The organism is Labilibaculum manganireducens, from assembly GCF_963665805.2.
Classification (GTDB): domain Bacteria; phylum Bacteroidota; class Bacteroidia; order Bacteroidales; family Marinifilaceae; genus Labilibaculum; species Labilibaculum manganireducens.
Map to the genome: position 1 here is coordinate 165,719 of NZ_CAXXEE010000003.1, position 26,172 is coordinate 191,890.

At 36.7% G+C, this 26,172-nt stretch carries 18 protein-coding genes and 5 tRNA genes; 11 read left to right on the plus strand and 12 right to left on the minus strand.

All coding sequences use genetic code 11. The features are described from left to right. Window positions 1-21: 21 nt before the first annotated feature. A complete protein-coding gene (locus ACHZAX_RS00730) occupies window positions 22-1,392 on the minus strand; it encodes a saccharopine dehydrogenase C-terminal domain-containing protein (RefSeq protein ID WP_320020416.1) in 1,371 nt (456 codons plus the stop codon). Window positions 1,393-1,666: 274 nt separating this feature from the next. Here ACHZAX_RS00730 and mutS point away from each other — a divergent pair, with 274 nt between their 5' ends. The 3 genes from mutS (at window position 1,667) to ACHZAX_RS00745 (ending at window position 4,666) form a co-directional block, all read left to right on the plus strand. Further along, window positions 1,667-4,282 carry a DNA mismatch repair protein MutS gene (gene mutS, locus ACHZAX_RS00735; protein WP_394698198.1) on the plus strand — a complete coding sequence of 872 codons (2,616 nt, stop codon included), beginning with the start codon at window positions 1,667-1,669 and terminating at the stop codon, window positions 4,280-4,282. Window positions 4,283-4,493: 211 nt separating this feature from the next. Then, window positions 4,494-4,566 (plus strand) — tRNA-Gly (locus tag ACHZAX_RS00740). 16 nt (window positions 4,567-4,582) lie between these two features. Continuing rightward, a tRNA-Leu gene (locus tag ACHZAX_RS00745) sits at window positions 4,583-4,666 on the plus strand. 101 nt (window positions 4,667-4,767) lie between these two features. Here ACHZAX_RS00745 and ACHZAX_RS00750 read toward each other — a convergent pair. The 5 genes from ACHZAX_RS00750 to ACHZAX_RS00770 form a co-directional block, all read right to left on the minus strand. Next, window positions 4,768-5,403 (minus strand): sensor histidine kinase, encoded by a 636-nt coding sequence (locus tag ACHZAX_RS00750; RefSeq protein WP_320017677.1) that lies wholly within the window; start codon window positions 5,401-5,403, stop codon window positions 4,768-4,770. A 13-nt stretch (window positions 5,404-5,416) separates the two neighbouring features. Further along, window positions 5,417-5,947, minus strand: coding sequence for a PAS domain-containing protein (locus ACHZAX_RS00755; protein ID WP_320017678.1), 531 nt, complete (start codon window positions 5,945-5,947; stop codon window positions 5,417-5,419). Window positions 5,948-6,159: 212 nt separating this feature from the next. After that, the gene (locus tag ACHZAX_RS00760; protein ID WP_101309648.1) at window positions 6,160-7,425 is read right to left on the minus strand and encodes a cation:proton antiporter domain-containing protein; all 1,266 of its coding nucleotides are present in this window, start codon (window positions 7,423-7,425) and stop codon (window positions 6,160-6,162) included. 5 nt (window positions 7,426-7,430) lie between these two features. Beyond that, entirely contained in the window at window positions 7,431-8,144 is a 714-nt protein-coding gene (locus tag ACHZAX_RS00765; RefSeq protein ID WP_101309649.1) for a hypothetical protein, read from the minus strand. Then, window positions 8,145-10,583: a P-loop NTPase family protein gene (locus ACHZAX_RS00770; RefSeq protein ID WP_320017679.1), complete on the minus strand. Its 2,439-nt coding sequence runs from the start codon at window positions 10,581-10,583 to the stop codon at window positions 8,145-8,147. It abuts the gene before it with no gap. Window positions 10,584-10,779: 196 nt separating this feature from the next. Here ACHZAX_RS00770 and ACHZAX_RS00775 point away from each other — a divergent pair, with 196 nt between their 5' ends. Continuing rightward, window positions 10,780-12,204, plus strand: coding sequence for a bifunctional metallophosphatase/5'-nucleotidase (locus tag ACHZAX_RS00775; RefSeq protein WP_320017680.1), 1,425 nt, complete (start codon window positions 10,780-10,782; stop codon window positions 12,202-12,204). 50 nt (window positions 12,205-12,254) lie between these two features. On the opposite strand, the gene ACHZAX_RS00780 is transcribed toward ACHZAX_RS00775, so the two are convergent. From ACHZAX_RS00780 to selD, 3 genes are all read right to left on the minus strand, one after another. Next, on the minus strand, window positions 12,255-14,495 hold the full coding sequence (locus ACHZAX_RS00780; RefSeq protein WP_320017681.1) for a TonB-dependent receptor domain-containing protein: 2,241 nt from the start codon (window positions 14,493-14,495) through the stop codon (window positions 12,255-12,257). Window positions 14,496-15,293: 798 nt separating this feature from the next. Then, on the minus strand, window positions 15,294-15,635 hold the full coding sequence (gene yedF / locus ACHZAX_RS00785) for a sulfurtransferase-like selenium metabolism protein YedF (protein WP_101309654.1): 342 nt from the start codon (window positions 15,633-15,635) through the stop codon (window positions 15,294-15,296). A 6-nt stretch (window positions 15,636-15,641) separates the two neighbouring features. Next, window positions 15,642-16,682, minus strand: a complete 1,041-nt coding sequence (gene selD / locus ACHZAX_RS00790; protein ID WP_320017682.1) for a selenide, water dikinase SelD — start codon at window positions 16,680-16,682, stop codon at window positions 15,642-15,644. Between the two features lie 453 nt (window positions 16,683-17,135). Here selD and ACHZAX_RS00795 point away from each other — a divergent pair, with 453 nt between their 5' ends. Continuing rightward, window positions 17,136-17,912, plus strand: a complete 777-nt coding sequence (locus ACHZAX_RS00795; protein ID WP_320017683.1) for a histidine phosphatase family protein — start codon at window positions 17,136-17,138, stop codon at window positions 17,910-17,912. A 55-nt stretch (window positions 17,913-17,967) separates the two neighbouring features. Here ACHZAX_RS00795 and ACHZAX_RS00800 read toward each other — a convergent pair whose 3' ends face one another. After that, on the minus strand, window positions 17,968-18,609 hold the full coding sequence (locus ACHZAX_RS00800) for an O-methyltransferase (RefSeq protein ID WP_320017684.1): 642 nt from the start codon (window positions 18,607-18,609) through the stop codon (window positions 17,968-17,970). A gap of 2 nt (window positions 18,610-18,611) precedes the next feature. After that, complete coding sequence (locus ACHZAX_RS00805) at window positions 18,612-19,832, minus strand: M16 family metallopeptidase (RefSeq protein ID WP_320017685.1); 1,221 nt, start codon at window positions 19,830-19,832, stop codon at window positions 18,612-18,614. 139 nt (window positions 19,833-19,971) lie between these two features. Here ACHZAX_RS00805 and ACHZAX_RS00810 point away from each other — a divergent pair. Together ACHZAX_RS00810 and ACHZAX_RS00815 are read left to right on the plus strand one after the other, a co-directional pair. After that, a tRNA-Phe gene (locus tag ACHZAX_RS00810) sits at window positions 19,972-20,044 on the plus strand. 28 nt (window positions 20,045-20,072) lie between these two features. Next, window positions 20,073-20,145, plus strand: a tRNA-Phe gene (locus ACHZAX_RS00815). A 60-nt stretch (window positions 20,146-20,205) separates the two neighbouring features. On the opposite strand, the gene ACHZAX_RS00820 is transcribed toward ACHZAX_RS00815, so the two are convergent. After that, complete coding sequence (locus tag ACHZAX_RS00820; protein ID WP_320017686.1) at window positions 20,206-21,495, minus strand: S41 family peptidase; 1,290 nt, start codon at window positions 21,493-21,495, stop codon at window positions 20,206-20,208. A gap of 361 nt (window positions 21,496-21,856) precedes the next feature. On the opposite strand from ACHZAX_RS00820, the gene ACHZAX_RS00825 reads away from it, so the two are divergent. From ACHZAX_RS00825 to ACHZAX_RS00840, 4 genes are all read left to right on the plus strand, one after another. After that, a tRNA-Phe gene (locus tag ACHZAX_RS00825) sits at window positions 21,857-21,929 on the plus strand. Between the two features lie 215 nt (window positions 21,930-22,144). Further along, window positions 22,145-23,674, plus strand: a complete 1,530-nt coding sequence (gene gpmI, locus ACHZAX_RS00830) for a 2,3-bisphosphoglycerate-independent phosphoglycerate mutase (RefSeq protein ID WP_101309660.1) — start codon at window positions 22,145-22,147, stop codon at window positions 23,672-23,674. Window positions 23,675-23,776: 102 nt separating this feature from the next. Then, on the plus strand, window positions 23,777-24,358 hold the full coding sequence (locus tag ACHZAX_RS00835) for a DUF3109 family protein (RefSeq protein ID WP_101309661.1): 582 nt from the start codon (window positions 23,777-23,779) through the stop codon (window positions 24,356-24,358). Between the two features lie 225 nt (window positions 24,359-24,583). After that, entirely contained in the window at window positions 24,584-25,954 is a 1,371-nt protein-coding gene (locus ACHZAX_RS00840; RefSeq protein ID WP_101309662.1) for a dipeptidase, read from the plus strand. Window positions 25,955-26,172: the final 218 nt, after the last annotated feature.

The window sequence follows — 26,172 nt, forward strand, 5'->3', positions numbered from 1 at the left end:
CAATTAATTATGCTGAAGTGCTTACAAAACAATTTCTTCTTCAATAAATTTTATCCCCAAATTGTCAAGTTCAGTAAGAATTGGTTTGTAAAGTTCAGGCAAGGTTGGGATATGAACTCCTTTCAAATGGATCTTATCTTTGGCCAATAGTTTTGTTGCTATCGCTAAAGGAGTCCCAACTGTATACGACATGGCGGTGTGTTCGCGGTCGGTTCCTTCATAAGTCATCGAAGAAGTAATTCTTTTCCTTTCTCCGTTGATTTCAAAATCAAACAGATGCTGCATAACCAGTAAATCTCTGTCGGTAGGTTCCAGAGCCCATTTTTGTTCCAGAATTTTCTGAAGAATCATGGCTGGAGTAGCATTTCTTAAACCAACAGCTTCATCAGAAAACAAGCCAAGCCATTTCAGTTTTGTCATTATTACAGAGTTGACATCGATGTGTGTAAAATCGGCTAAGTTTTCCTCTGTGGATTTTTCACTATCGGGCAGAAAACTCAATAAATAATCGAGATAAGTTAACTTGTGAGAGTCCTTCATTATATACGTGTCATCGGTGCAGCCCAATTGAACCAGAACATTCCAGGCCTCCGAATAACCAGGTCTTCGCATGGTTCCCCGCATAATAGTTGGAATGTTATTCAGTCCGTATAATTCACAATATTGCAGCGAATCCCTGTTTGGATACACTTCAAAATCGCCATAACCTGTAATTTGAGTTTTGGTAAGAGTTGAGAACAATTTGTGATAGGGAATGTATTTGTAATGGTTATTTTCTTTAAACTGTGCTGTTCCTTGTCCCGCAACAACTACATTTCTCGGATTCCAAGAAAATTTATAATTCCAGGGATTGTTGTCGCAGTCGGGAGCTACCAGGCCACCGCAAAACGATTTAAATGTTTTAATTTTTCCACCACGTTCCTTTATCTGATCAATAATTTTCATGGCCGACATGTGATCCAATCCAGGATCAACACCGAGTTCATTCAGGAAACACAGCCCTTTTTCTTTGGCTTCTTCATCCAATTCCATCATTTCAGAAGAAACATATGATGGCGTTAGCAGGTGTTTTCTATGGCGCAAACACTCTTTCGCAACAATAATGTGCATAGAGGCCGGAACCATACTTACAACGATATCTGCCGCCGAAATTTCTTCAGCTCTTTGTTCCAGATCTTTTAAATTAAACCGAAGTGCTATTCCGTTGGGATGGTTGTTGATTTTCTTTTGAGCAGATTCTAACGACATATCGCCAACTGTAATTTTCCAATTGTTTTTTTCCGAATGCTTTAATAAATATTGTATTAAGCTGGTTGATGAAAGACCTGCGCCAATAATTAGAATATTTTTCATTTGAGTGTCGTTAGTTAGTGTGTTCTGCGTCTCATAAATTTATAATAAAGTGGCTAAAAAACGATAAATAGTTGATTGTTTTTTATGAAGGAATTTTTGGAATGTGAATCCTAAATTAAAGATGCTAAATGGATTGTTGCTTTTAGACGATTGGTTTAAAGGTATAGACTCTTTCTATATGTGAATTAAGAAAATTTCATCTGCAAAAATTATGAGATTTGTTATGATTTTTATTTTCTGATCTCTAAAACGGAATGATTATATTTGTTCGGGAAAGATAAAAAATTGCGTAACCTCTAAATATATTAACTCCTTGGTACAAGCTAGAAAAGCCGTTGAAACCCCATTAATGAAGCAGTATTATCAGATGAAGGATAAACATCCTGATGCTATTTTGCTGTTTAGGGTTGGTGACTTTTACGAAACATTTTCTGATGATGCCATTCGTGCTTCTGAAATTTTAGGCATTACACTGACTAAGCGTGCAAACGGATCGGCATCCTATGTTGAGTTGGCGGGATTTCCACATCATTCTATAGATACTTATCTGCCTAAATTGGTGCGGGCAGGCATGCGTGTGGCCATATGTGAGCAATTAGAAGATCCGAAGAAAACCAAAACCTTGGTTAAACGTGGCATTGTAGAATTGGTAACTCCAGGGGTATCCTATAATGACAACGTTTTGGAGCATCGGGAGAATAATTTTCTTGCCTGTATTCATATGGAGAAAAATTCAGCCGGAATTGCATTTTTAGATGCCTCAACGGGTGAGTTTTTAACTGCTGAAGGAAGTTTTGAGTATATCGATAAATTATTGGGCAATTTTCAGCCAAAAGAGGTTTTGTATCAGAGAGGTAAGGAGAAAATCTTCCATGAATTATTTGGTGGCAAGTTTTACACTTTCACTATGGATGACTGGGTTTTTACCGAAAGTGCGGCTAAGGACAGGTTGCTTCGTCATTTTGAGACAAGTTCGTTGAAAGGATTTGGAGTTCAGACTTTACGCAATGGAATCATTGCTTCGGGTGCCGTTTTGCATTATCTGGATATCACAAAACACAGTCAGGCAGCTCATGTAACTCAGCTTTCGCGGATAGAGGAAGACAAATACGTGTGGCTGGATAAATTTACAGTTCGGAATTTAGAGCTGTTTGGAGCCTTAAACGATGGCGCAAGTACACTTTCGGGTGTAATGGATAAAACCTTATCGCCAATGGGAGCGCGCCTTTTAAAAAGGTGGATTGCTCTTCCCTTAAAGGATTCGGCGAGTATTAATGATCGCCTGAGTGTTGTGAATCATTTTTTCGGGAATGAAAAGGATTCTCATTCCATAGGGGATGAAATTCAGCAGATTGGAGATTTGGAGCGGATTATTTCCAAGGTTGCTGTGGGCAGAGTCAGTCCGCGGGAAGTTGTTCAGCTAAAAAATGCCCTGATTGCCATCGAACCTATCCGAAACTATTGTTTGAGTAGTGGAAATGAAGGTTTGCTAAAAATAGGAGATCAACTGAATCCATGTGTTTCGGTTCGGGAAAAGATTGAAAAGGAAATTCATGCTGATCCGCCAAACATGGTTAGTAAAGGCGGTGTAATTGCTGATGGGGTTTGCGAAGAGTTGGATGATTTAAGGAAGATATCCTTCTCGGGTAAAGATTATTTACTGCAAATGCAGATGCGTGAGATTGAAAGAACAGGTATAACTTCTCTTAAAATTGCGTTTAATAATGTGTTTGGATACTATATTGAGGTAAGAAACACCCATAAGGACAAGGTTCCTGAAGAATGGATCAGAAAGCAAACTTTAGTTAGTGCTGAGCGCTACATTACGCAGGAATTAAAGGATTACGAAGAGAAAATATTGGGAGCCGAAGAAAAAATACTGGCTTTGGAAACCCGTTTGTATAACGAATTGGTTCTTGGTATTGCTGATTATATTTCTACCATTCAGTTAAACGCGGCCATGATAGCGCGACTGGATTGTTTGCTGTCTTTTGCGAAACTGGCGAGAGAGAACCACTACAATTGTCCAGGTATCAATGATTCTGAAATTATCGATATTAAACAGGGAAGACATCCGGTTATTGAAAAGCAATTGCCAATCGACGAAAAATACATTGCAAATGATGTTTATCTGGACAATGAATCGCAGCAGGTAATCATTATTACAGGGCCAAATATGGCGGGTAAGTCGGCTCTTCTCCGACAAACTGCACTAATTGTTTTAATGGCGCAAATTGGAAGTTTTGTGCCGGCTAAGGAGGCAAATATTGGTTGTGTCGATAAGATTTTCACCCGTGTGGGTGCTTCGGATAACATTTCATTGGGAGAATCTACTTTTATGGTGGAAATGAATGAAGCAGCCAGTATTCTTAACAACCTTTCATCAAGGAGTTTGATTTTGTTTGATGAATTGGGACGGGGAACCAGTACTTATGATGGAATTTCCATTGCTTGGTCGATTGTTGAATACATTCACGAGAACAGTAACAGCAGAGCTAAAACATTATTTGCAACTCACTATCATGAGTTAAACGAAATGGAGAAATCATTCTCAAGAGTGAAGAATTTTAATGTTTCGGTAAAAGAAGTCAACAATAAGGTTATTTTCCTGAGAAAGTTAGTTCCCGGAGGATCCAATCACAGCTTTGGTATTCATGTGGCACGTATGGCCGGAATGCCCAAATCTGTTGTGAAACGAGCGGATGAAATATTACTTCAGTTGGAAGGAAAACAAAATGGAGAATCGCTGGCCAAACCAGTTGGTGAGATAGCGCAACAACGCGAAGGGTATCAAATGAGCTTTTTTCAACTCGACGATCCGGTACTTCTGCAAATCAGAAATGAAATTTCAGATCTGGATATTAATAATCTGACACCAATTGAGGCTCTAAATAAGTTGAATGAGATTAAAAAGATATCTGGATTGTAAAAAAAGATGAAAAATGTGAGTGTCCCATATACAAAGGCTTTTGATGTGTAGTGCCTGAATTTCAGGGAGTCAGATTCAGGATCCTTGTAATGTCTTTTATGATGATTGAAAAAAAATGAGTCAAAAGGTTTTTTTCCTTTGCAGAATCAAAAAATACGCATATATTTGCATCGCAATTGAGAGAACAACGGTTCACTTTTAAAAGCACAATGCGAGAATAGCTCAGTTGGTAGAGCACAACCTTGCCAAGGTTGGGGTCGCGAGTTCGAGTCTCGTTTCTCGCTCAAAATCCGAAAGGATGCCCAGGTGGTGGAATTGGTAGACACGCTGGACTTAAAATCCAGTGGCTTCACGGCCGTGCGGGTTCAAGTCCCGCCCCGGGTACAATAACCCTCTTAAACAGCAATGTTTAGGAGGGTTTTGTTTTTTTTGGGAACGAATGAGGGAACGCAGGGTTATTAAAATCTGGATCAAGTCGAAAATAATTAGTGGATGGGTAAAACAAAGTAAAACTGAGATCCTTTTCCTTTTACTGATTCGACTCTTATTCTACCTCCAAGTATTTTGACGTATTCTTTAACAATCGTTAAGCCTAAGCCAGCTCCTTCATAAATTATTTCTCTTCCATTATCAATACGGTAAAAATGCTCAAAAATAAGTTCTTGGTCTTCTGCAGAAATACCAACGCCTGTGTCTTTAATATAAAATTGAATCTCGTTCGTTTTGGTTTTAAAATCAAAACCAAATTTTACACTTCCTTTGTTTGTATATTTAATCGCATTTGAAATCAACTTACTAAGTATTATTTCTATCTTTTCTTTGTCCGAGAAAATAATTATTTCTTTCGCCTTATGATTATTTTCATAAGAAAATTCAATGCCTTTAGTATCAGCTTCAGGTTTATACAGAACATACATGTCCTCAATTACATCCTCAACATTCACGTCTTCAATATAGATGTCCAGACAATCAGCATCTAACTTTGACATTTGAATAAGCTCATCTATTGTATTTAACATTCTGATAGAGCTTTGCTGAATAGCACCAATATATTTCAGATGATCTTCTTTTGATAAAACGGAGTCTTCAAGCAATTCTGCAAACCCAAGAATACTATTCATTGGCGTTCGGATTTCATGATTCATATTTGTTAAAAAAGCTGATTTTAACGCTGGCCTCTTCCGCTTCCTGTGCAGCCTTAATTAACTTCATTTGGGTCAGTTTAAAATCTGTAATGTTATCAACATAACCATCGTATCTAACGATTCTGCCGGTAACATTCCGTACTGCACGAGCACCTTCTTTTACATAAATAACATCACCCTCTTTTGTGTACCATTCAGATTGAAAATTAATTACTTCACCTTTTTCTTCCAGTATCTTCTTGAAATTTTCTCTCTTATTATTGTCTGCATAACATCCCTTTGACAGGTTTCTTTTAGCTAAATCTTCCAACGAATCATACTTCAGCATTTTTAAAATTGCTTGATTTGCATAGATGATTTGCCCTTCTGGTGTTGTTTGATACAAACCCACCAAAGAGTTTTTTACCAAATCCAAATAGAGACGATTATTTTCCCAGGTTCTGTTTTTTAGAATTCGGGATATGGAAAAGATCTCACCCAACGGTTTAGATAAGATCTTCTTAAGGGAGTTAAAAATCATTGCCATATTCTAATTTACAAATAAATTCTTATTTATCAAGCTGATTTTCATTGCTGTAAAATAGGCATGTTAACGTAAAATAATTTTTATATGGTGGAGTTTTGAACTAGTCTGTAGAAATCTATGCGATGCTTTTTATTTTTAATTGCGCCCAATTCTTAAATAAACACCATGAGATTCATTTCTATTTTTTCTGCTCGAGGGGTATTTGCTTATTTCACATCTTCAATGCTTGGCGCTTTCCATTTTACGCTTTCAACTTTTCTGTCTAAGGCTATATTTATGGCCATAGTGTTTCGGTACTTGTCGTAAATCATTGCACAAGTCATGATTAAACTGGTTCCAATAATTACACAAAGTAATATTCCCGGCTCAAAATCTTCAATTTGTGCTTCGGAAGGTATGCTGTAAAATAAAAGTACGGTGATTAAGCCACGAGGAGCAACAAATAATTGCGGCAGTATATCCTTTCCTGCAAAAATACGCAGTATAATGTATCGTATTGTATAAATCGAAATCAAAATCAGAAAGCTTACTATTGTTACGTTTAAACTCAGTAAGGAAGAAATGGCAATCGAAAGACCGAAAATTACAAAGAAAAAGGTTCGGACAACAAAGGCTGTTTCTGCGGTGATTGTATGCAACTCATTATAGATATGATGTGCTTTTTCGAAATCAATTAATTTTGAGAGTTTTCCTTTGAAAAAAAGTTTCATGTTCGCAATTACTAATCCAAATATCAGGATAATAATAAGCGAAGAAAGGTGCATTTTTTTGCCCAGTGCATATAGTAGTAACAGTATGGCTATCAGTAAAAAGAGTTTTACCTTGCTTTTTATGCGTTGAAAAATTAAAATAATTGCATAGCTGGCTATCAGGGAGATAATGATGGTGAGCAGAATGTTTCCTGCAAAACCTGTTACGCCGCTGTCTTCGGCAGGATTTAATTTTCCGGTTAAAAAATAGAACATCATAATGCCCATGATATCCGAAAAAGTACTTTCGTAGATATGAAATTCTTTTTTGCCGGCATTTAAACCTGATACGCTTGGTATGATAATGGCACTGGATAGTATGGACAATGGGGTTGCGTAAAGCCAGGCCGATTCCATGGTCATTCCGGGAATGAAATTGTAGAGAATCAATACAACAGCCCAAGTTGATAAAATAAGGCCGGTTAAGGCAACAGTAAATGATTTTAGGATGGGGACTAATTTCTCTCTTTTCAGTTCCAGTTCAAGAGCCGCCTCCAGCACAATCATAATTAATCCGACAATTCCCAAAACTTCAAGAATAGGAAAGAAATTTAATGTTTCTGCATTGAAATATTTAAGTATGTATTGGCAGCCAACCCCCAGTACGATAAGCATCAGTACTGCTGGGATATTTGTTTTTCTGGACAATCCATTGAATAAAAAAGATAAAATGATGATTATGGATACTTCAATAATCAAATTATAGGATGAAATGATTTCCATGGTTGTTACTTAAAATTGTTTGTTACACTTGTTTCAATCTGTATTTCATGTAAAAAGGCAGTTAAATCTTCAGTGGCAGCACCATTTTCGAGTGTGTACTGAAATTTAAATACCTGAGGAATTTCACTGTTCTTTATGGTAGGTTTTTGTCCGAAATCTAAAATTGGATTGTCAAAAATCAGATTTAAAACCTGTTCTTTTGTTAATTGTGTACGCAGGTAAAGTGTTTGTCTTAATTTGGTATTTACATTTGAGTTGATCGCAAATCCTAAATTTTCAATTTCGGTATAATTAATAAACCGTTCTCCATATTCGGCATTAATGATTAATCCGAAGGATTGCAGACTCTTAACTTCTCCCTTAAAATCCCCAATTGTGATAAATGCGTCTTTGCTTACCAAGGGGTTTGCCCTGAAAAAAATTCCGCTCACGAAGTTTTTGATATAGTAGAAACCAAAAAGACTTATAAAAACCAAAAGAATACTGTGTGTAATGTAATTGATAGATATAAAATCGAGTAGTAAAAAGGATATTGCAACAGGTTTGTAAAACAACATGCCTTTTTTTAAAAAGCTTATTATTTTTTTGTTGGTTACGTTTTTTTTAGCAAATCGCTCTCCAATGTATGTTAGCAGCTTTAGTATCCAATAACAGACTGCCAGCAGTACAAGCAGGCCTAGTAAACCGCTCCAGGTGTATAATGTTTCGATATTTTCCATTTAGTTGAGTGTTCCTCTGTATTTTAGAATTTCACGAATATTGTGGTACAATACTTGGTTTAAAACAAGATTTCCCTCTGTGTTTCGCAGAAATACTTTGGTGTTTGTTAAACGTTTTAATCCTGATTTATAGGAGATGTTGTATCGATTGCCCAAAAGGGTTTTCAATACAATTTCGTTAATGTGCTTGTATAATAATACATATTTAAGAATAATAACTTCTTCGGGAGTGAAAAAGTCTTCAAAATCATACTCCTTTTCTTCAAATACTACTTTATGATCATCAGCAGTAGTAATTGCATAGGTCCATGCCTGCAATACTTCGCCCATATTATTGTCGTAATTTTTACACAACTTTTGTACGTAAAGCTCCAGTTGTTTATTGAGCAGGGGAAGTCCTTTTTCTGTCACCAAACTTCGGTGCGAGGCACCATGCCGCAATAGTATGGCTTTGTGTATTTCGTCAGTTTTTGCTTTGTTAACATCAATAACAGAGCTGAACGAATTGGAAAAAGGAAGTCTTTTATCCAAATGAGACTGCATGGCATTTGAAGTAGTCATGATAACGAAAACCTGATCGGATTCCGATTCCACGAATTCTATGGCGGCTCTTACATTATCTAATAAACTGTGATTTTTGTCTCTCCAGAGTTCCAGATTATCAATTACCAATAACGGACGGAAATTATAGGTGTGTTTCTTAATATGCTGAAGAGCCTCTGCAAGGTTTTTTGTGCTTGTAAATTTTCTTCCTTCAACGGAAATAGTACTGTCAGGTTCGAGAAAAATACTTTGTTTGTCAAAATGATCTTTCGCAGCACTTTCAATAAAAGTAGATTTCCCGCTTAAACTATTTCCTACAACAAGAACCGCTTTGTTGTGTCCTTTTTTCCACAGATTTAAGGTTTCCTGTAGTTTTTGTTTTTCGGTTTCGCGCGGAACGAAGAATAAGTCTCCAATAAAATTCTTATTTAAAAAAAGAGTATCGTAATGAACGTTAGATGCTTTAAATGTTCTGTATTCAATGCATTTTGATGATGCCTCTAATTTCATAAACGGATTATCAGCGGTACTGATTTCATATGTCCTGCTAAAAAAGGAAAGGGTGTTTTTAAATTTTTTTTCTACTTCAAGTAAGAATTTGTTTTTTGAAGATGTGAGTTGAGTTATTGATGATTGCAAAGAAACTTTCAGAAAATCTTCTGAGTGATAGATATTTGAGACTAAGAATTCGGCACTAAATTTTTCTTGTACCAGACCAATTATCTTCCTCTGCAAATTTTCATTTGTATTGGCTGAGCGCAGTAAGTTTTGTATGCTTTGAACCTGAGAAGGCAGTGTTTCAAGTGTGTTGTTGTTTTTTAGTAAAGTTAAACTGCTCTTTAAATTTAGTAAACTGTGTTTATAAAAAGCAAGCAGATTTGTCCTGTTTTGCCACAGCTCGATCATATCGGGGAGCAACATATAATTCAGCCACTTTTTAGCCGATTTGTTAAAGTCTATTTTTTTTATGAGTAATAAACCATCTTCACTTGCAACAGGAATGCTGCTTTCTTCGAGCGAAGCAATTTTTAATTCAATATCAAAGGCATAGGTTTCTTGTTTTGTATTTGTTACCTCTAAATTATCCAGAATATCTTCAATTAATGAAATGGTGTCTGCAGTTTTAACAATTTCATCCAAATTCTGAACAGAATCCAACACTTTGCTTATGGTTTGTTTCGCATTTTCAAGTTCACTGATAAGTGTTGCGCAGATGTTTTGGGTATGATTTTTAATATCCTTAAAAACAAGAATGATATTGGATAAAGTTTGAGTTGATTTTTCAATTTCCTTGACTTGATTTTGCACCGTAAGAAATTGATTTTTGTAAACTTCCCATGGATTTTGCTGGTGTTTGGTTTTGGAAATATGTTTCTTTCTTTTTTTATTGGTTTGCTGAACCGGATTTAGTTCTGCGCTAATTTTCTGAGCAAAGGAGTTGGTTGCTTTTTCTAAAATTGCTTTGGATTCTTTTAGATGATGCTGAACAGTCTGATCATCGACCAGAGATTCTTGTTTTTTATTTTTTGAAATTTGAAGCTGTAACAATACATCGCGGTGTATCAGCATCGTACTCTTAAACGACTCCGGCAAAAGATAATTCAGAATATATATTGTTGTAAAATCCGGATTTTTATCGGTTTGTGCTTTGTTGTATTCCTGATCACCAATAGAAATAAAGAAATCGCTTACTTCTATAAATTCTTTTAGAACAAGCTGAGAAAGGCCTTCTGTTGTCAGGCTTTGTTCCAATAGGTTCAGATAGTCCTCTAAATGTTTATTTAAAACCTCTAAAACGCTCAAGGTTTTGGTTGTTATATCTTTCTCTTTATCAGACTTCATGTGTTTTAAATCTTTATTATTCATGGCAAACGTTATGCAATATAAGAATTCCATGTTCAGTTTTTTAAATTTTTTTAATACTTTTTATGATGACTTTCAAATGAAAAGAAGGAAAGAGTTATCGTATTGAAAGCATTTTAGAGATAAGATTAACAATGAAATTAACATCATTTTAGTGATTGATATCTAGTCTGTATTTGAATAGACAGGCATTTATTATTACTTTTCGGTTGAATAAAAATTTTTCCCGATGTTCCGAAATATATCATTCCTTATTTTTTTTGTTTTTAATCTAAGTGTGAATGCGCAAAAGGTAGATTTATTGTACTTCACAGATGCACATCAGATTTTTCCGGTAGACGATGTTGATGGAGGACGAGGTGGTGTTGCCCGATTAAAAACTATTGCAGATGAGGTGCGAAAGGTTAATCCAAACACATTGGTAATTCATGGAGGTGATTTGTGTGGTGGTGTTCTGTTTGGCGGCATGTACAAAGGAGAGCCTATGATTGAAGCCTTCAATGATATTCCTGTGGATATCTGCAATTTCGGACAGCATGAATTTGATTTTGGGGCACAACATACCATTCAGCTTTTATCTAAATCCAAATCGCAGTGGTTTAGTTCCAATCTTAAAAACAGAGATGGTGGTGTGTTTGGGAATTTGCCTGCTTTTCTAGTGAAAAAAATTGGAGGTTTGCGAATTGGATTTATCGGCCTGACCGACGCTATGAACACAAGTATTCATGATGATTTGGTGGTTCAGGAAGATTTATTTGTTTCTGTTTCTAAGCTTCAGCCTGAAATGGGGAATGTTGATTTTTTGGTACTTATAACCCAAACAGATTTGGAAACCAATCGGAAATTGTTGGAGCAGTTTCCTGAAATTGATTTGATTTTAACTGAGGAGCAGTTCGAGCACGAAAGCAATATTTTTTACAAAGGCAGTGTTCCGATTGTTGCTACTGCCGGAAACATGAGTTCAGTTGCTAAATTGAGCCTGGAAAAGAATAAAAAACCGCTCGTTGAAATTATTCCTTTAACTAGTGATGTGACTTCCGAGAAGTATATGAGAGATATGGAGCTGTATTATAAAAAGGATATGGAATTGCAGTTGTCCGAAAAGATTGGTCGGTTGGAAGTTCCTCTTCGTTTTAAAGATGGGATTACCGGCGAAAGCCTTGCCGGAAATTTAATTGCTGATGCTTTTAAAGAATGGCACAGTTCCAATGTGGGAATTATTAATGGTGGTGGAATAAGAGCTGATGTGTCTGTTGGAGATTTTACTTTAAAATCTGTTCGCTCACTGCTGCCTTTTGGAAATAGAATTTGTCAAATTCTGATTAAAGGGAAGGTGTTGAAACAGTTTTTAAAAGAGAATGCTGCAGATAAAAATGGTCAGTTGCTTCAGGTTTCAGGGATTAGTTACAAATATTCTTTTGTCGACAATAGTATATTTGTTGAGAGGGACGGGAAAGAGTTGGACGATGAGGAATTATTGACGGTTTCATTGAACAACTATTGTTTGGGGAAATTAACCGGAGAGTTTGAAGTTTTGGTTGATGAATTGAATCCCAAGGCAATTGAGGATTTTGAAGTGCTGAAAGCATACTGTAAAAAATTAAAACTTGTAAAGCCGGTTTTGGAAGGACGGATTGTGCTATTGGGAGAGTGAAAATATACCGATTGAATCACATATGTCATTCAATCGGCACATTTGATTAATTACATCAAGCTAATTGCCAGAGTTAGATAAAAACTACGCCCGGGAGCATAAATTGCCTTGTTGCTGCCTTTTACCGACCTGTTTAAATGCTCGTAGTACGCTTCGTCAAAAAGATTTCTTACGCCACCAATTAATCTGATTTTATCGGAAAAATCGTAAGATGCTTTAATATCAGCAATAGTAAAAGCAGGTGTTTTGCTTTCTCCATAATTATTTGATATTCTATTTTGCTTTAAAGCATGTCGGATCATTATTTCCGGATGAAACTTATTCCTGAAAAAGGAAGCTCCCAATGCATATCTGATATCAAGAGGAGGAACTTCAGGCAAGGGCTGATTGAAATCTATATTCTTTCCATAAGTATAGGCAATATTTACTTTGTGATAAATGGAAGATGTGATTTTCTGATACCAGGAAAATTCAAAGCCACGCATAACTGCTTTATCGATGTTGTAATATTGTTTTACACCGGGAGCAGTGGCTAGTCTCGGCGATAAATCAGGTCTGATTTCAGCACTGATGTAATCTCTTAGCATGGATGCAAAAAGGGTGATGTTCAATTCAGATTGATCAGTTTTCCAGGTAAAATTATAGTCTAACTGATAGTTTACCTCCGATTTTAACTTTGCGTTTCCAATTCTTTCGTACGGGTCAACATCAACTGCCAAATAGTTGATGAAGCGTTCGGTTAAGCTTCCGCTGCGTTCGGCTCTTCCCAGCCACAATCCCATTCTAATCTGTTTCGAGAAATCGTGGGTGGCTCCAAAACTTGCCGAAACATTTAGTTTGTCAGATGGACTTTCAGGGTTGGCATTTATAAATTCAGTGGTTAGTTCTCTACTCTTGGCACTGTTGTGTTCCAGGCGGGTAGAGGCAACAAAATAGACCTCTTGCAGTGCAAAATGATATTCTCCAAACAATGCAGCTTTTGAAATTTTACTGTCCTGCCAAAGGTCATCGAAAAAGGTAGTCCCGGTTTTCGGACCCATCAGCATTTCGCGGGAACGTGTTCCTTCTGCTTCTTCTGCTTTGTAGTCGATTCCCGCAAAAAGAGAACTGTTCTTAAATTGAAAACTTGCCTCCGATCTTCCACCATAGTTTTTGGTTTTGGCTAAAGTGATTGCATTCACCGTTCTCGGATTCAAATCTTTTGTCAGGTTGTCCATGCTGTGATCAACAAAAGAGCCGTAAAATGAAGTGGATAGGGAACTAATGCTTGTGCTCTTAAAGTTGATTTTGTGAGTCAGATTAAACAGCCAGGTATCATCTTCCCGCAAATCCATATTTAGAGCAGGAAAATCGACATCCTTGGCAAAGTTGTTATTTGCCGACAGCTTGATGTTCTGAGAATCAGATAATTTAAAGACGCTGCTCATTCCGATGTTGCGCCGGTTAAATCCAGAAGGTGTTTTGTTGCCGTTTCCATCTTCGTAATCGTCACCTTCGCTGTAGGCTCCGTAAATGCCAAAGTTATAGAATTTCCCTTTTGCTCCGGCCATGGCTTCTGTGCGGAAAATATTTCCATTGCTTTCGTAACTGCCGCTTGCCCTGCCAAATGCTTTTGCGGTTTGGCTAAAACTTGCAGGTGCCGACTTAAAATGAATACTGCCACCAAAAGCATTTCCAAATCGCAGTGAATGCGGACCTTTTACAATTTCTACCCGATCGACCATGCTCATCGGAATTTGACTTGCGGGAGGATCCATTCGGTTTGGACAAGCTGCCGTTGCGCTCATTCCATTGTCCATAATGAGGTTTAACTGATCGTATTTAAAGCCACGAAGAACAGGATCGAAACCATAACTTCCGCTTTTTCGGATGCCTCCAATCATGGCACTCTGACTCAAAAAATCACCTGCATCGTGCGATAGTTTATCACTGATGCGGACTTTCATGATATCACTTTTAGCAGAGCTGTTTGCTCTTGCAATTACAGTTGTTGGCAGTAAAGAAATGTATGATTGGGTGAGGCTTAATACTCCAATTTTTATTGCTTCCTGCAGTCTGTCGCTTGATATTTCAAGTTTGCCATAGTTTACATGCGAAATTTGAAGTTTTTCTGCAGCGATAAATTTGATTGATATTTCTCCTTCGGGAGTGCTTGTCCCTTTCTGATTCTGATATAGGTAATGGGCATACTGGATTGGATCGCCGGTTTCAGTATCTTTCAGTATTATAGCTTGTTGCGAATGTGCTTGTATCCCAATGAACAGGAAACAAACGATTAGAATATTTTTCATTCCTGAGTATTTTATGTAATTACTAGATATGAGTAGTCTGCATTGATTGTGTAAAACCAATGCAAGCCTCCCAATAAAGTATGATATACAGTGAATTATCAATTCGGGATTGATAATAAGTAATTGATCAGAATTTGATTTTTGGCGGATGAAAAATATCAAAATAATGTTGAACAGGATGCAATGGTTCCGTGTAAGCTAATCGTTTATCTGAAATAAGAATTGGAGGCTCATTTTTTAGGATATTTATACCCTGAATGAATAATTGGTCTTCTTTTTCGGTGATTTGTTTGTCCTTCGAAGACTCTTCCTTTTCGTGTTGCTGTATTTGTTTTTTTAAGTGACACTTTCCATTGCACTTCATTTCAGGTTTGTCTTTATTGGTGCAGATTGACGCAAAAAAATCCTGATTTATTTTAAAGTTCACCGTGATTAATACCACTTCAAAACTTTGAAATGAGAAAGTTAAAAGGAGTAGGTATGCAAAGATTCTATTCAGGAACATAAATAAAGACAATTGTGTATTAAATATACAAAGCTTTATGTAATATGTTGTTGTTGTGGATAGAAAATCAGAGAAGAAGTAATAATATGTCCAAGCAAAAAGATATCTTACGGGAGAGTTCTGGAAGCTGAAAATAAAAGAGGGTGTCCAAAAAGGAATATTTTGTACTGGATTGTCATGTTGAGCGAAGTCGAAACATCTGTTTTTCAAAGTGAAAGATTCTTCGACAAGCTCAGAATGACAATAGAACAATACTTTTTGGACATCCTCTTGCTTTATATTATGGGAATGAATTATAAGTTGATCACTTTATCGGCATCAGCCTGAAGGGTGATAATATCAGGCATACTTCCAACGGTTCCTACTTTTATTTGATCAGATAAATTAAAATAATCCAAACAGGTTTTGCAGGCAAGAAGCTGTACTCCTTTTTTGCTTAGATTTTGTAAAGATTCCAAAGCAGGAGAGTTTTCACAAATTAATTTTACTCCTGCGTTGTAAAAAACAATAATTTTGGGTGTTCGCCCATCAGCATCCAGAAGTTTAAAATAGTTGGTAATTAATTTCAAACCCAATTCTTCGCTGCCGGTTCCCATTCCATTCTGAGTAACCTGAATTAATGTATTTCTTTGCATATGTTTTTATTTAATGCTGATGTAAGGAGCATCTGAATCTGTACGCTCTACCATTTTTCCAATCGGATTTAGATCAAAACCTTCACTTTTGGCCAGAGCAACAAACTCGTTGATGTGGTTGTCGTCTACGGCTACCAAAAGGCCGCCGCTTGTCTGCGGATCGCAAAGCAGTGATTTCTGATCTTCGCTAATCGCTCCAATTAAATGTCCGTACGAAGCCCAGTTTCTTCTGGTTCCGCCAGGAGTACATCCTTGTTTAATTAATTCTTCTACACCCTCAATTTTAGGAACGGCTGCATAATCAATTTCAGCATTTACATTACTGCCTTCGCAGATTTCACCCAAATGTCCCAATAAACCAAAACCGGTAACATCGGTCATCGATTTAATATAGGTTTGCTCACCAAAAACGATTCCAACCTTATTTAGAGTGCACATTAAATCAACAACAATTTTATTGTTTTCGTGTGCTATTAATTTCTTTTTTTCGGCAGTGGTTAGTACACCAATACCCAATGGTTTTGTAAGGAAAAGCGTGCAGTTTGGAGTTGCAGTGTTGTTTTTCTTTACCCGATCGGCAGCAACAAGTCCGTTCACCGAAAGTCCAAAAACAGGATCACCAATATCGATGGAATGACCGCCGGCCAATTGAATTCCTGCATCAGCACAAACATCCCGTGCACCTTCCACCACTTTTTGAGCAATATCAGTAGATAATTTTTCCAAAGGCCAGGCTAAAATTGCCAAAGCCATAATTGGTTTTCCACCCATGGCATAAATATCACTGATGGCATTGGTTGCCGCAATTCGACCAAAATCGTAAGGATCATCAACAATAGGAGTAAAAAAATCGGTGGTGCTGATTAAAGCTTGTCCATTTCCCAAATCGTAAACTGCAGCATCATCCTTTGTATCGTTACCTACCAGCATTTTTGGATTTGGAATAAGCGGACTGCTGCTTTTTAAAATGCATTCCAAGTCTTTAGGAGATATTTTGCACCCACAGCCTGCTCCAGGACTAAATTGGGTTAATTTTTTTGTTTCCATATTGTTTTTGAATCTATTAAAACGGTGCAAAGATATTACTTTTTCTGCTTCCGGCCTTGTAATGGGCTTGCTTTATTGTTAAAATTGAAATTTTGATTCGTCAGGAATTTCAGACCTGTTTTCAGCTTCTGTATCTATCAGTAAAGAGTTTGAAATTAAATTTAGACCAAAGAGGTCCCTGAGGTTCACTGAGTTTTTTGTTTTTTTCTCTGTGTCACTTTGTGTTCTCTGTGGTATTCTTTTGAAATGCTGTATTCGTGTTTCGATGAAGTATTCGTGAGTGGAAAGAAAAAAAAATCTAACCACCGAGTACACTGAGGTTCACAGAACTTTCTTGTTGTTTTTTATTCTTAGTGTCACTTTGTGTTCACTGTGGTTAATTTTAAAAGGGCACCTTCTTATATCAACTTATAATTATTAATTTTGGTTTTACATCATTTTAAAATCAGAAACTTGATAGCGTTTAAAAAGATCATAAAAGCACTTACAATAGTCGTTCCGGTATTTTTCCTTTTGGGATGTTCTGCTCAAAGTAATTTGCAGAAGGAGAAAATGCCGCTTGAACAGATTGCTAAAACTAAATGTGAGACGTTTACCTGCATTTCGGAGGTTGATTCGACACTTCAGGCAGATCTGAAGAGGCAAGGAAAAAGGATGCTTCAAATCTATTTAATTCGTCATGCAAAGCCCAATGTGAAAAAGAACTGGTTTTATTCTGCTGATGAGGCTAAACAGTATGTACTTGATTACAATTCGGTGCCAATTATCCCTTTCGATTCTTCGTTAGTGGCAGTCAATTTACGACCTAATCATATTATTTATTGCTCCAGTTTACCTCGTGCGCAGGAAACGGCATTAAAAATTTTTGGAGATAATTACACCATTGTATCCGATTCTGTTTTTCGTGAGTTTGAAATTCGAATGATATCTGCGAGTAGCTTTTTAAAAATGCCATTGGGAATTTGGCAGGTCTTCAGCCGGGGCAGTTGGATGCTGGGTTTTAATCATCGGGGCATCGAGAGCCGTAAAGAAGCAAGACTTCGAGCCAGACAAGCATCTGAAAATTTAATTAAAGTTGCTTACGATGAGGAAACCGCCGTTTTAGTTGCCCATGGTATGCTGAATGGTACAATTGCCAAAGAATTGCAGAAGAAAGGATGGCAACTGATTCAAAAGAAGGGCCACCTAAACTTAGGTGCTACTATCCTTGTTAAGATTGTGGATCTTTAATTTCAAGAGTTAGTAATGCAATTTAACTTTCACCTTTTTACTTTTTCCCTTTTGCTTACTTTTTCCTGATCATCATTAATCCGTGACGTATGGGAAGAATCAGGTTCTCGACTCTGGAATCTTCCTGAATAAAATGATTGAAATTTATTATCCCCTGAGTTTGTTTGTCGTTGTTTTCGATTTCTTCTACAACTTTTCCATCCCACAAAACATCGTCGGCCAAAACAAATCCACCTTTTTTAAGTTTGGGAAACACAGCCTCAAAATATTCGATGTACTGACGTTTATCAGCATCGATAAAAACCAAATCGAAACATTCTTCAAGTTGAGGAATAATTTTCAGAGCATCTCCAATGTGAAATTGAATACGATTTTCAAATCCCGATCGCTTAATGTATTTACGGGTAAATTGTTCCAGTTCGTCGTTGCAGTCAATGGTGTGAATGATACAATCCTTACTGGTTCCCATTGCCATACTTATGGCGGAATATCCTGTATAGGTTCCAATCTCTAAAATGCGCGACGGGCGTATCATCTGACAAGTCATCTTTAGGAATTTCCCCTGAAGATGCCCCGACAACATTCTTGGGCGCAGCATCTTCACGTGAGTTTCACGGGTAAGATCTTTCAATACCAAATCTTCTGTTTCGGTGTGCTTCAGTATATAATCTTCAAGTTCTTTATTAACTTCTATCATGCTTATTTGTACATCAAAGTGGTTAACAGATCTTTATTTAGAATTTCGTTGGCAACTTCGAGCAATTCGTCAGCTGTAATACTCTCCACCTTTTGGTACAATTCCTCTAATGAGTCAATACGATTGTACAGCAAAAAGCTTTTACCAATGCTGAGCATCAGGTTTTCATTGTTTTCCGAAGAAATGGCAATCTGACCAATCATCTGATTTTTAGCTCGTTTTAATTGTCCGGAGCCAAGCTTATGAGTGCAGAGTAAGTTCATTTCTTTATTGATCAAACTAAGACACTTATCCAAATTGCCTTTGTCGGTACCAAAGTAGATGCTAAAAACACCAGTATCAGCATAAGGCGTGTAATTTGCTTCAATATTATAGGCCAATCCGTGTCGTTCCCGAAGAGTTAAATTCAAACGGGAATTCATGCCCGGACCACCCAAAATATTGGTGAGTAATGATAAGGGAATTCGTTTTTCATCATTTAAGTCATAGGCTATATTCCCCATCACACAATGCCTCTGATAAGTTTTCTTTATCATGGTTTGTGTGCGGGCTTCATACGAATTTGGCTTTTTTCTCTTGGTTGTGCGAATATTCTCAGGGATATGCCCAAAGTACTTCTCTACCATTTTTACCAATTTGCTGAATTTAATGTTCCCAACCGAACTAATTACCATTTGATCTGTGTGGTAATTGTTCTTAATGAAATTCAATATATCATCACGTTTGAACTTTTTTACATGTTTTGGAGTTCCCAAAATATTCCGTCCAATGGGATCATCTTTGAAAATTAGTTCCTCAAAATCATCAAAGATTAATTCCGAAGGAGAATCCTTATACGAATTGATTTCATCCAGAATAACTTCCTTTTCTTTCTCTAATTCCTTTTCAGGGAAAACAGAATTGAAAGTGATATCGCTGATTAGTTCTAAAGCTCTCTTGTAGTCTTTGTCCAGAAAAGTAGTGTAAATACAGGTTTCCTCCTTGGTTGTGTATGCGTTTAATTCTCCGCCTACATCTTCCATTCTACTCAGAATATGGTATGCCTTCCGTTTAGTTGTACCTTTAAACACAACATGCTCTATGTAGTGAGCAATTCCCCATTCCTCCTCTTTTTCATCACGGGAACCGGTATTTAAAATAATTCCGCAGTGTGCAACATTTGCGTTCACAGCATGGTGAATTAGTCGTATACCATTTGATAATGTGTGAGTTTCGAATACCATATATTTTTTTATTAGGTCGCAAAGGTAATAAGAAGTTTAGATTCCTTTAAAATTCCTCTCTAATTTTATTGATTTTATTTGGTGATTTTATTTGGTGATTTTATTTTTTTGCGTACTTTTGCATCGCTCAAGTAAAGAGGGTACCATAGCTCAGTTGGTAGAGCAATGGACTGAAAATCCATGTGTCCCTGGTTCGATTCCAGGTGGTACCACATCCTTTTTCTTTGAGTACACCAATAGGGTACCATAGCTCAGTTGGTAGAGCAATGGACTGAAAATCCATGTGTCCCTGGTTCGATTCCAGGTGGTACCACAAAAAGAGAGAAAAACGCAATGTTTTTCTCTCTTTTTTGTTTTGTGAAAATCACTAATTTTAGAAAGCATCAATCAGCTCTTCCAATCCTTTCTTCTTAAATTCCCGTTCGGTTGTTGATAAAGCTTTTACTGCAGTTATAACTGGGAATTTTTTATTCTTAATATATTCCAGAGCAGCTTTAAGATTTGATTCATCAATATCCCCAAAGTCATGACTTAAATCGTCAGATATTTCATAGTTAACCGGAATACCATCAAAATACCCACCTTCATTAAGTGCATTGGTAATTGAAAAACTGATTGGCACGATGGCCAAATTCAAAGCTTTCTCCTCAAACACGTACATGCCAACTGGCTTCCCGTGGGTTTTACTGCCTATTAAAATTACATTATCTTCACCCAAGTATGGTTTTAATCCATTAATAACCATCTCGCTTGCCGAAGCAGTTCCGGACGTAGTAATTACGAAGACTCTTTCGAAACCATAGGCTGAGGCTTGTGATTCAAATGCTTCGGTGAAATTTTCACTTGTCTTTGAATTGTTATGTGATACTTTTGAGTAAACTTCACCAACGTATGCATTGCCGGTTATTAAATCTGCCAATTGGTTGGATATGTATGTGCTGCCACCTCCGTTGTATCTTAAATCCAATACAAGTTCTTTTGCATTTTGTTCTTTAAAATAGGTAAAGGCTTCGTTCAATTCATCTTCCGATTTGCCCAAAAAGCTGTCAAATGCCAGATAGGCAACTTGAGTTCCTTCGTAGGGAATAACTTCTCTTTTTAATACTGTGTTTTGATTCAGTACCTTTTGAGAAGCGGTGATTTCTTTTTGCTCACCGGCATTGTTTTCAAAAATGAAAATTCCGCTTGATTTATCAAGTTCATTTAATATTTGTTCTTCGCTTAAGTTTGAAATTGCCAATTGGTTAATGTTTACCAGTTTCCATCCACGGGTAATTCCTTCTGCAGCCAAAGGTGATTCATCAAATATGAGTTTTACTCTCAAATCATTATTGCTGTCAAATTTGAAAGATAAACCATAACCTGTGTAGGTGCCATTCTCAAAATAAGCCAATAATTCATCAAGGTTGGCAATATAGCTCCATCGATCTTGATCGGCAAGTAGTGCTTCAAAATAGTCGTTTGCCGATGAGTAATTGGCTGAACTAATATCCGGTAAATCTTCATTCCACAAATACCACTCCTGCATCGTTTTATCAATAACTTCATAGGCTGTTTTATTAGTACCCGATCGTGGCAATATATTATTATCATCGCTGCACGATAGAAATAAGGATGCCAAAATTACTACAAGTGAATATTTATTGAGAATTGAGAATTTCATGCGATTATAATTTTAAATTTTTGCCATATGGTCCCGAAAGTTTTCGGGATTACCAAGCTGGAATAATTATCCCTGTGTGTCAATTTATCTTGACAATTAATCAGCTCGATATTGTAATTTATTGAAAAAACAAGACAGTTTAAGCCTAACAAAAACCATACCTAAGGTTTCTTTAACGGGCAAAATCGTCATCTATTGTTTAATTTTTAGCAAAACAATCTATAGAATCAATCTAAATAAAATTGTGAAAAAATTGATACTTAATCATATTGACATTTTATATCTGCTATTTATACTCGATGTGGCCTGCTTTGTTTTGCGAAGTACAAATTTTCTTTACATTTGTAACACCAAAATAAAGGGTACCATAGCTCAGTTGGTAGAGCAATGGACTGAAAATCCATGTGTCCCTGGTTCGATTCCAGGTGGTACCACAAAAAAGCCGATCATATGATCGGCTTTTTTTATGCTTTTGAATGTAGAAATCCATTCGGAATGTTAAAGTTTGAATAAATTACAAAAAACAAACGTTTTCGATCTAAAATAAAGAAATTCAAGTCTCTAACTAATTTTTTTATTTGAATTAATACGATATTTTTGTAACACTTAGACCAAGTAATAAAGAATTTAAGATATAAAATACTTCAAAATGACAAATAGTAAAAAAGCTTTATTGATGATCCTTGACGGATGGGGGATTGGTGATAAATCAAAATCAGATGTAATTTCTTCAGTAGCTACTCCATACATGGATAGTCTGTTGGCAAAATACCCTAATTCTCAGTTGCAGGCCGCAGGTAGATTTGTTGGTCTGCCTGACGGACAAATGGGAAACTCAGAAGTGGGACATTTAAATATTGGTGCCGGTCGTGTTGTTTATCAGGATTTGGTAAAAATAAACATGGCGGTAGAGCAGGACACCCTTAAAGAAAATGAGCAGGTTGTGAAAGCTTTTACTCATGCCAAAACGAATGGTAAGAAAGTTCACTTGATTGGTTTAATTGGCAATGGCGGCGTTCACTCATTAAGTTCTCATGCAATTGCTCTTTGCGATGCAGCTCAGGCTTTTGGATTGAAAGATGTATTTGTTCATGGATTAACGGATGGACGTGATACTGATCCTAAATCAGGATTAGGATTCGTAAAGGAATTTGTTGAAGCAATTGAAACTACAGGATCAGCAAAATTTGCATCTCTTATTGGCCGTTACTACGGAATGGATAGAGACAGCAACTGGGAACGAGTAAAGCTTGCTTACAATTTATACACAAAAGGTGAAGGTGTACCGGCTTCAAACGTTGTTACTGCAATGGAAAAATCGTATGCAGAAGGCGTAACAGATGAATTTATCAAGCCAATTGTAATGGTTGATGAGTCAGGAGCCCCTATTGCTATGATTGAAGAAGGTGATGTAGTTATTTGTTTTAACTTCCGTACTGATCGTTTGCGTCAAATGACAACTGTGTTTACTCAGGAAGACAAGAAGGAGTTCGGAATGCATACCATGGATGTAGAATGGTATACCATGACTTGTTACAACTCTAACTTTAAGGGAGTGAATGTGATCTACGATAAAGATAACGTTCAAAATACAATGGGTGAGGTTGTATCTAAAGCTGGAAAAAAACAGATTCGTATTGCTGAAACAGAAAAGTATGCTCACGTAACTTTCTTTTTCTCAGGTGGTAGAGAAGCTGAATTCGAAGGCGAAAGAAGATTAATGGTTCCATCTCCAAAAGTGGCAACTTACGACTTGCAACCAGAAATGTCTGCGCCGGCTGTTGCCGATATGATTACTGCTGAATTGAATGCTCAATCGGCTGATTTTGTTTGTTTGAACTTCGCCAATGGCGATATGGTTGGACACACGGGAGTTTATGAAGCAATCTCGAAAGCAGTTCAGGCTGTTGATAAATGTGTTGAGCAGGTGGTTGAGGCTGCTAAAGCAAATGGATATGATGTAATTATTATTGCAGATCATGGAAATGCGGATTTTGCTGTAAATGCTGATGGTTCTCCAAATACTGCTCACTCCTTAAATCCTGTTCCTTGCATTTGGGTGACTGAAAATTCCAAAGGAATTGAGAATGGTATTCTTGCTGATGTTGCTCCAACTTTATTGGATATCATGGGGATTGAGAAGCCTGCGGATATGACCGGTAAATCTTTGATAAAATAGAAGATTGTAACTGAAAATATAAGTTTCCGTATTATCTTTGCCGATAATACGGATTTTTTTTTCTTAAATCCACGAAAGTAGAAATTGTAAAAGAATAGCATTGTGTTACAGATAGGAAAAGCCATAGTAAGTTTAGACGTGATCGAAAAGAAATTCATTTGTGATATTTCAAAATGTTGCGGGGCTTGTTGTGTAGAGGGAGATTCGGGTGCTCCGTTAGAGGAAGAAGAAAAGCAGATTATTGAGGAGATTTATCCTGTGATAGAAGAATATCTTACCGAAAAAGGCATTGAAGAAATTGAAAAACAAGGTAAAACTGTAATTGATTCGGATGGTGACCTGGTAACTCCTATCATCAACAATAAAGAATGTGTTTATACTGTTTTTGAAAATGGATCGGCACAATGTGGTATCGAAAAAGCTTTTTTCGATGGTAAAATAAACTTTCGCAAACCAATTTCCTGTCAGCTATACCCGATTCGAATTCAGAAGTATGAAGAGTTTGATGCGGTGAATTATAACAAATGGGATATTTGCAAACCTGCCCGCGAGTTAGGTTTTAAAAACGGAACTCCGGTTTATGTTTTTTTAAAGGAACCATTAATCAGAAAATATGGTGAAGAATGGTATAAAGAGCTTCAGTATGCAGCTGAACACATTGATGAAATCATGAAAAAAATGTAGATGACAAAGTATCAAATGTAAGGGTAAGAGTATCACGAAATTATATTGTAAACAGTAACCGTTTGGTTGCTGTTTTTTTATGCTCTTACGTCTGTTTATTTGATTTGTGATTCGATGGGTGTTGATATTTAGAGGTTGTAAATCTCTATTTGATGAAGACTGAAAGCTAATTTCAAATTACTATATTTACGTTTCAAATTACTTAAATCCAATAAACACACTATTATGGATAATATTAAAGCATATATTGAAGAGAACAAAGAGAGATTTTTAGAGGAATTGTTTGGACTGATTCGAATTCCATCGATTAGTTCGATTGAAGCAAATAAACCAGAGATGTATAAAGCTGCCGAATACTGGAAGCAGTTGATGTTGAATGCAGGTGCTGATAAGGCGGTGGTAATGGAGACAGAAGGAAATCCTGTTACTTATGGCGAGAAAATTATCGATCCAAAATTGCCGACAGTTATGGTTTACGGACATATGGATGTAATGCCGGTTGATCCAATTAATTTGTGGAATACTGATCCTTTTGAGCCGGTAATTAAAGATGGTAAAATTTGGGCCCGTGGTGCTGATGATGATAAAGGTCAGGCATTTATGCACGCAAAGGCTTTCGAATATATGGTGAAAAATAATTGTCTTCCTTGTAACGTGAAGTTCATGATTGAAGGGGAAGAAGAAGTGGGATCACCTAATCTGCCTAAATTTTGTGAAGAGCACAAAGAAATGTTGCAGGCAGATGTGATTTTAGTTTCTGATACCGGAATGATTGCTCCGGATATACCATCTATTACAACGGGATTACGTGGATTGATGTATTGGGAGGTTGAAGTGACCGGTCCTAATCGCGATCTTCATTCGGGATTGTTTGGTGGTGCTGTAGCAAATCCAATTAATGTATTGGCTAAAATGATTACTCAGATGGTAGATGATAACGGTCATATTACCATTCCTGGATTTTACGATGATGTAATTGAAGTTACTAAGGAAGAAAGAGTAATGATGGCTGAAGCTCCTTTCGATGTTGAGGAGTACAAAAAAGCAATCGACGTAAAAGAGTTAGCTGGCGAGAAAGGTTATACTCCTTCTGAACATACAGGAATTCGCCCTTCGTTTGATGTTTGTGGTATTTGGGGTGGATATATTGGCGAAGGTGCTAAAACAGTTCTTCCTTCAAAAGCAACTGCAAAAATTTCAACCCGTTTGGTTCCGAATCAAAACTGGGAAAAAATTTCAGTTCTATTTAAAGAGCATTTCGAAGCAATTGCTCCGGATTGTGTAAAAGTAGTTGTTACTCCGTTGCATGGTGGACAAGGATATGTTTGTCCGATAGATTTCCCGGCTTACATTGCGGCAGATAAAGCGTATACCGAAGTTTATGGAAAACGTCCCGTGCCTGTTCGCAGTGGTGGAAGTATTCCAATTATTTCTTCTTTCGAAGAGATTTTAGGAATTAAATCTGTACTCATGGGATTTGGATTGGAAAGTGATGCGATTCACTCACCAAATGAGAATTTCCCTTTGGAACAATTCTTCAATGGAATCAATACAATTCCATTGTTTTATAAGTATTTTGCCGAATTGAAAAAGTAATAATTCGTAATTCAAATATAAGTTGGAAAGGGTATTCTGGTGCAGAGTACCCTTTTTTAGGCAAAATTTATTTTGGTATGATCAGTTTAAAGATTGATTGGGATTTGTCTTACTTCCTGATTTTTCGGGAGGATAATTATTATTTTATTTCATTGACACTTCGGAATCGTTTAAAATAAAGCTTAAACCTTGAAAATCGGTATTTTTCTGGTTATGTT